Source organism: Enterobacter sp. ZOR0014 (assembly GCF_000798855.1).
Classification (GTDB): Bacteria; Pseudomonadota; Gammaproteobacteria; order Enterobacterales; family Enterobacteriaceae; genus Enterobacter; species Enterobacter kobei.
In genome coordinates this window covers 1-6,138 of the sequence record NZ_JTLF01000080.1, presented here as the reverse complement: position 1 = coordinate 6,138, position 6,138 = coordinate 1, and the positions used below count along the sequence as shown (strand labels likewise).

General features: G+C 51.8%; 9 protein-coding genes. 6 read left to right on the top strand and 3 right to left on the bottom strand.

Annotated features, from left to right (window positions below):
* Together fmt and def are read right to left on the bottom strand one after the other, a co-directional pair.
* On the bottom strand, nt 1–944 hold a 944-nt coding region (gene fmt, locus L977_RS03435), incomplete at its 3' end, for a methionyl-tRNA formyltransferase (protein ID WP_023331437.1).
* A 25-nt stretch (nt 945–969) separates the two neighbouring features.
* Entirely contained in the window at nt 970–1,479 is a 510-nt protein-coding gene (gene def, locus L977_RS03430) for a peptide deformylase (protein ID WP_006812188.1), read from the bottom strand.
* 128 nt (nt 1,480–1,607) lie between these two features.
* On the opposite strand from def, the gene dprA reads away from it, so the two are divergent.
* The 6 genes from dprA to L977_RS03400 are packed head-to-tail and all read left to right on the top strand — an operon-like array spanning nt 1,608 to nt 5,392.
* Complete coding sequence (gene dprA / locus L977_RS03425) at nt 1,608–2,732, top strand: DNA-protecting protein DprA (protein ID WP_047624753.1); 1,125 nt, start codon at nt 1,608–1,610, stop codon at nt 2,730–2,732.
* Nucleotides 2,704–3,177 (top strand): DUF494 family protein Smg, encoded by a 474-nt coding sequence (gene smg, locus L977_RS03420; protein ID WP_008503477.1) that lies wholly within the window; start codon nt 2,704–2,706, stop codon nt 3,175–3,177. Before dprA ends, smg begins: the two co-directional genes overlap by 29 nt.
* A gap of 27 nt (nt 3,178–3,204) precedes the next feature.
* On the top strand, nt 3,205–3,759 hold the full coding sequence (locus tag L977_RS03415; RefSeq protein WP_047624750.1) for a DNA topoisomerase family protein: 555 nt from the start codon (nt 3,205–3,207) through the stop codon (nt 3,757–3,759).
* Complete coding sequence (tsaC, locus tag L977_RS03410) at nt 3,752–4,324, top strand: L-threonylcarbamoyladenylate synthase type 1 TsaC (protein WP_023337875.1); 573 nt, start codon at nt 3,752–3,754, stop codon at nt 4,322–4,324. Before L977_RS03415 ends, tsaC begins: the two co-directional genes overlap by 8 nt.
* A gap of 4 nt (nt 4,325–4,328) precedes the next feature.
* Nucleotides 4,329–5,147, top strand: coding sequence for a shikimate dehydrogenase (gene aroE, locus L977_RS03405; RefSeq protein WP_014885457.1), 819 nt, complete (start codon nt 4,329–4,331; stop codon nt 5,145–5,147).
* The gene (locus tag L977_RS03400) at nt 5,144–5,392 is read left to right on the top strand and encodes a DUF1488 domain-containing protein (protein ID WP_047624748.1); all 249 of its coding nucleotides are present in this window, start codon (nt 5,144–5,146) and stop codon (nt 5,390–5,392) included. Before aroE ends, L977_RS03400 begins: the two co-directional genes overlap by 4 nt.
* Here the strand turns inward: L977_RS03400 and L977_RS03395 are convergent.
* Nucleotides 5,368–5,922 (bottom strand): gamma carbonic anhydrase family protein, encoded by a 555-nt coding sequence (locus L977_RS03395; RefSeq protein WP_047624747.1) that lies wholly within the window; start codon nt 5,920–5,922, stop codon nt 5,368–5,370. The two genes, L977_RS03400 and L977_RS03395, sit on opposite strands and share 25 nt — an antisense overlap.
* Nucleotides 5,923–6,138: the final 216 nt, after the last annotated feature.

Below are 6,138 nucleotides of genomic sequence, written 5' to 3'. Positions count from 1 at the left end.
GCAAGGCGATTGCCCGGTATAAACCATTCGCGACGGGAATTTAACAGATCCTGTGCACTCATGGCTTTCTTACCGGCCGGTTGTAACGACTCAAGATTCAGGATCCCTTCTGCAGTCGCAACCTGAATTCCGTTCTTGCTGGCGTCGATAATCGTACCGGGTTCAGCTGCTGTGACGCTGTTTATCACTGACGCTTTCCAGACTTTCACGGGCTGCTCATCAATCATCAGCCAGCTCATTGGCCATGGATTGAAGGCGCGGATGCAGCGTTCAAGTTGAGCGGCGGAGAGAGACCAGTCGATCCGGGCTTCTTCTTTGCTCAGTTTTTCGGCGTAGGTGACGAGAGACTCATCCTGAACCTCAGGCTTCGCCGTATTGTCAGCAAGCTGCTGTAAGGTCTTAATGAGCCCTTGTGGGCCGAGATCTGCCAGCTTGTCATACAGCGTAGCGCTGGTATCTTCTGCCGTAATGGGACACGTCAACTTATACAGCATGTCGCCCGTGTCTAAACCTACATCCATCTTCATGATTGTCACGCCGGTTTCAGCATCACCCGCCCACAGGGAGCGCTGTATAGGTGCCGCACCACGCCAACGCGGGAGCAGGGAACCATGCACGTTGATACAGCCCAGGCGAGGCATATCAAGCACGGCTTTTGGCAGAATTAAACCATACGCCACCACCACCATTACGTCGGCATTCAGGTCAGCAACCAGCTGCTGGTTTTCCTGAGGGCGTAAGGAGGCGGGCTGGAAAACGGGTAGCCCATGCTCTTCTGCCAGCACCTTTACGGGGCTCGGCATCAGTTTTTTACCGCGACCTGCCGGGCGGTCCGGCTGGGTAAAGACGCCAACAACCTGGTGACCAGAAGATAACAGCGCGTCAAGATGACGCGCTGCAAAATCAGGGGTTCCCGCGAAGATAATACGTAGTGTTTTAGACACGATGATCCTTGTATCCGGGGGGACGTTATGCGCGAGAGCGCAAACGATCCAGTTTCTCTACTTTCTGACGAATACGCTGCTGTTTCAGCGGCGAGAGGTAATCGATAAACAGTTTACCGACCAGATGATCCATCTCATGCTGAATACAAATCGCCAGCAGGTCGTCTGCTTCCAGTTCGAACGGATTACCGTCACGATCCAGGGCGCGAATTTTCACTTTTTCGGCACGTGGCACCAAAGCGCGCTGTTCAGGAATGGACAAACAGCCTTCCTCGATACCCGTTTCGCCGCTCTTTTCAAGCAACTCAGGGTTAATCAGCACCAGACGCTCATCGCGATTTTCAGAAACGTCGATCACGATAATACGCTTGTGAATGTCTACCTGGGTCGCCGCCAGGCCAATGCCTTCTTCAGCGTACATGGTATCGAACATATCATCGACGATACGCTGAATTTCTGCATTCACTTCTTTAACCGGTTCAGCGACGATGCGAAGGCGCTCGTCCGGAATATGTAACACTTGCAAAACTGCCATAAATTTCCAGAGTCGTGTTCAGGAGTTGATAAGAATATTACTTCTATTCTAGACAAATCCCCGGTCGATTGACAGCATCAGTGACCAATCGCAATGATTGCGCAGGCCGCTTATGGCAGGGGGAAAGGATGACGTCTACCGAGATATGGTTACGGCTTATCCACACGGGTTCTCTGTGTGGTGATGGGATGCTGGAAGCCGCTGCACGGTTGCACAAGCAGACAAATATAGATGTTCCTGCTGTCATAGACGCCGGGCTGTCAGCAAAACAGGCTAGCCGGTTCTTTGCCTTAGAGGAAAGTGAACTGGAGCGAAGCCTTAAGTGGCTTGAAATGCCGGGAAATCATTTGTTGACGGCAAACCATCCCTTTTATCCCCCTTTGCTGCGAACGATTCCCGATTATCCTGGGGCATTATGTGTAAAAGGTAACTTAGCGACACTTAATACTGTCCAACTGGCTGTGGTGGGGAGTCGGGCGCCGTCATGGTACGGTGAGCGGTGGGGGAAAATCCTGTGCGAACAGCTTTCACAAAGCGATTTCACAATCACCAGTGGGTTGGCCTGCGGTATTGACGGTGTCGCCCATCACGCTGCGCTGTCCGCAAAAGGACGTAGCGTGGCCGTGCTGGGGAACGGCCTGTTTAGCGTTTATCCCCGTCGGCATCAGGCTCTGGCGATGCAGATTATTGAATCTGACGGGGCGATAGTGTCTGAGTTTCCTCTCTCGGCACAGCCCCGACCGGCAAACTTTCCGCGCCGTAATCGGATTATCAGCGGGTTAAGCCAGGGCGTCTTGGTCGTTGAAGCGGCAGTGCGAAGCGGCTCTCTGGTCACGGCCCGGTGCGCACTTGAGCAGGGGCGGGAGGTTTTCGCCTTGCCCGGTCCGATAGGTAACCCCGGCTGCGAAGGGCCACACTGGCTGATAAAGCAGGGCGCAACGCCTGTAACCGAGGTAGGGGATATTCTTGAAAATTTGCAACATGGGTTGCAATGGCTGAAGGAAGATCCCGAAAAGCGACATTATTCGTCAGATCAGGGAAAGGTGGCATTGCCATTTCCTAAGCTCCTGGCTAACGTAGGAGATGAGGTAACACCTGTTGACGTTGTCGCTGAACGTGCCGGCCAACCTGTGCCAGTAACGGTAGCACAGCTACTCGAACTGGAGTTAGCAGGGTGGATCGCAGCTGTACCCGGCGGCTATGTCCGATTAAGGAGGGCATGCCATGTTCGACGTACTGATGTATTTGTTTGAGACTTACATCCATAACGAAGCAGAAATGCGAGTGGATCAGGACAAATTGACACAGGATCTTACCGATGCGGGGTTTGAGCGGGAAGATATCTATAATGCGTTGATGTGGCTGGAAAAACTGGCTGATTATCAGGAAGGCCTCGCCGAACCGATGCAGCTTGCTTCTGACCCATTGTCAGTACGCATCTATACCGCTGAAGAGTGTGAAAGGCTGGATGCCAGCTGCCGGGGATTCATCTTATTCCTTGAGCAGATTCAGGTGCTAAACCTCGAAACGAGAGAAATGGTGATAGAGCGCGTCATGGCGCTGGATACGGCAGAATTTGAACTGGAAGATCTCAAATGGGTGATCCTGATGGTTCTGTTTAATATCCCGGGTTGTGAAAATGCCTATCAGCAAATGGAAGAATTACTCTTTGAAGTGAATGAAGGTATGCTGCATTAATTCAAATGTGCAGCACCAAGAGTTGTTATGGCCAAATCCGCACTATTTACGGTGCATAAAAACGAGCCCTGCCCGCAGTGCGGGGCTGAACTTGTTATTCGGTCCGGGAAACACGGTCCGTTTCTCGGTTGTTCACACTATCCGGAATGTGATTATGTCCGTCCTCTTAAAAGCCAGGCGGATGGACATATCGTCAAAATTCTGGAGGGGCAGTTATGTCCTGCCTGTGGTGGTGAATTAGCGTTGCGTCAGGGGCGGTTCGGTATGTTTATTGGCTGTAGCCGTTATCCGGAATGTGAGCATACAGAACAAATTGATAAGCCAGATGAAACGGCTATTGCCTGTCCTCAGTGCCAACGTGGTCAACTGGTACAGCGTCGTTCTCGTTTTGGTAAGACTTTCCATTCCTGCGATCGTTACCCTGACTGCCAGTTCGTTATCAATTTCAAACCGGTAGCGGGTATCTGCGAGCATTGCCATTATCCGCTACTCATCGAGAAGAAAACCGCGCAAGGCATTAAACGCTTCTGCGCCAGTAAACAATGTGGAAAGCCGGTTCCGGCGGATCAAAACAGTGAATAATAACCTGCCATCAGGTTCCATTGCGTATGCAGTGGACGTACTGAAAAAAGAAGAAGTCATCGCTTATCCAACTGAAGCTGTTTTTGGGGTCGGTTGCGATCCTGACAGTGAGACGGCCGTTGGCCGATTGCTGGCACTTAAGCAACGGCCTGTCGAAAAAGGGCTGATTTTAATCGCGGCCAATTATGAGCAGCTTAAACCTTACATTGATGATTCCATGCTTACCCCGGCCCAGCGTGAAGCCATCTTCTCCGTATGGCCTGGACCGGTGACCTTCGTTTTCCCGGCCCAGCCGACAACACCGCGCTGGTTAACCGGAAGGTTTGATTCGCTGGCGGTGCGCGTCACCGACCATCCGCTGGTGGTTGAGCTTTGTGTGGCGTTTGGTAAACCACTGGTTTCAACCAGCGCGAATCTGACCGGGTTACCTCCGTGCCGGACAACCGAAGAAGTGCTGGCACAGTTCGGGAATGATTTCCCGGTTGCTGCCGGCGAGACGGGAGGGCGCCTGAATCCGTCCGAAATTCGCGACGCATTAACCGGTGAACGTTTTCGCCAGGGGTAATCTCATGGAAACTTATGCTGTTTTTGGTAACCCGATTGCACACAGTAAGTCACCCTTGATCCATCAGCAATTTGCGGAACAGTTGCAGATAGATCACCCTTACGGTCGCGTGCTGGCACCGGTTGATGCATTTATCCCAACGCTCGAGGCGTTTTTCGCTGCGGGCGGCAAAGGGGCGAATGTGACGGTTCCCTTTAAAGAAGAGGCATTTGAACGTGCAGACGAACTGACCGAGCGTGCTTCACTTGCTGGTGCAGTAAATACCTTAAAACGGCTTGAGGATGGCCGCCTTCTGGGTGACAACACTGACGGGATTGGTTTACTGAGCGATCTGGAAAGACTTTCGTTTATCAAGCCTGGTTTCCGGGTTCTGCTGATTGGTGCGGGTGGTGCATCGCGGGGCGTGCTGTTGCCCCTGCTTTCACTGGACTGTGCAGTGACCATTACCAACAGAACCTTTTCCAGGGCAGAAGCGCTGGCGGCGTTGTTTGCCCATACCGGTAGCGTGAGCGCCATCGCGCTTGAGGATCTCGAAGACCGTGAATTTGATCTGGTCATCAATGCCACGTCCAGCGGCATTAATGGTGAGATCCCGGCAATCCCCGTTTCTCTTATCAACTCTCATATGTACTTCTATGACATGTTTTACCAGAAAGGGAAGACACCCTTCCTTATGTGGTGTGAAGAACATGGCGCGAAACAGTTAGCCGATGGGCTGGGGATGCTGGTGGGCCAGGCTGCGCATGCGGTGCTGCTCTGGCATGGTGTGTTACCTGCAGTCGAGCCGGTGATAGAAAAGTTAAAGCAGGAGCTTTCGGCGTGAATCAGGCTATTCACTTCCCGGACAGAGAGAGCTGGGATGAGGATAAACAAGCAGTCTGCTTCCCGGTGCTGGTGCAGGGGATGCAGCTTACCTGTGCCATTCATGGGGAAACGCTGCTACGTCGTTTTGGCGGTTCAGACCCTTTAGACATATTTTGTGAAAATCGCTGGGATCTTGAAGAAGAAGCCAGCGATTTAATCCGCGACCAGCAGGAAGACGATCAGGGCTGGGTCTGGTTATCCTGATCCAGATAGTCATTCTTCCATTTAACGTAGTTGTTCGCCGAGTATTTTAATCCTTCGATCTCTGCCTCCTTCAGGGGGCGGATCTGTTTTACAGGGCTACCCAGATAGAGATAGCCGCTCTCCAGCCGTTTGTTCTGCGGGACCAGGCTACCGGCACCAATCATTACGTCATCTTCTGCTATGACGCCATCCAGCAAAATCGATCCCATGCCAACAAGTACGCGATTTCCTATAGTGCAGCCGTGAAGCATCACTTTGTGACCGACGGTGACATCCTCTCCAATAATGAGTGGATTACCTTCCGGGTTATAAGAGGATTTGTGCGTGACATGCAGAACGCTGCCGTCCTGAATATTGGTACGTGCGCCAATCGACACAGAGTTAACGTCTCCCCTGATGGCAACGAGTGGCCAGATACTGACATCATCAGCCATTCGGACATCACCTACGACTACGCTGCTGGCATCGATCATCACGCGATCGCCTTGTTTGGGGAACAGATCTTTATAAGGACGTAATACAGTAGACATAACTACCTCTAAGGATGAGCGCTAGACAGAAGACTTTGATCATAATATGGGATCGAGGCAAGGCAAAATACGTCAATATTTAAGCAGATCGGGCGGGATTTCAGCGAAAAGCGCGGAAAATCAGCAGTTGGAAAAAAAGATCTAAAAAATACTTGTGCTAAAAAATGGGATCCCTATAATGCGCCTCCATCGACACGGCAGATGTGAATCACTTCA

Excerpts from the sequence above, each read along its gene's own strand:
- L977_RS03395 (WP_047624747.1), bottom strand. The coding sequence starts at position 5,922 with ATGTCTACTGTATTACGTCCTTATAAAGATCTGTTCCCCAAACAAGGC.
- L977_RS03415 (WP_047624750.1), top strand. The coding sequence starts at position 3,205 with ATGGCCAAATCCGCACTATTTACGGTGCATAAAAACGAGCCCTGCCCG.
- def (WP_006812188.1), bottom strand. The coding sequence starts at position 1,479 with ATGGCAGTTTTGCAAGTGTTACATATTCCGGACGAGCGCCTTCGCATC.
- aroE (WP_014885457.1), top strand. The coding sequence starts at position 4,329 with ATGGAAACTTATGCTGTTTTTGGTAACCCGATTGCACACAGTAAGTCA.
- smg (WP_008503477.1), top strand. The coding sequence starts at position 2,704 with ATGTTCGACGTACTGATGTATTTGTTTGAGACTTACATCCATAACGAA.
- dprA (WP_047624753.1), top strand. The coding sequence starts at position 1,608 with ATGACGTCTACCGAGATATGGTTACGGCTTATCCACACGGGTTCTCTG.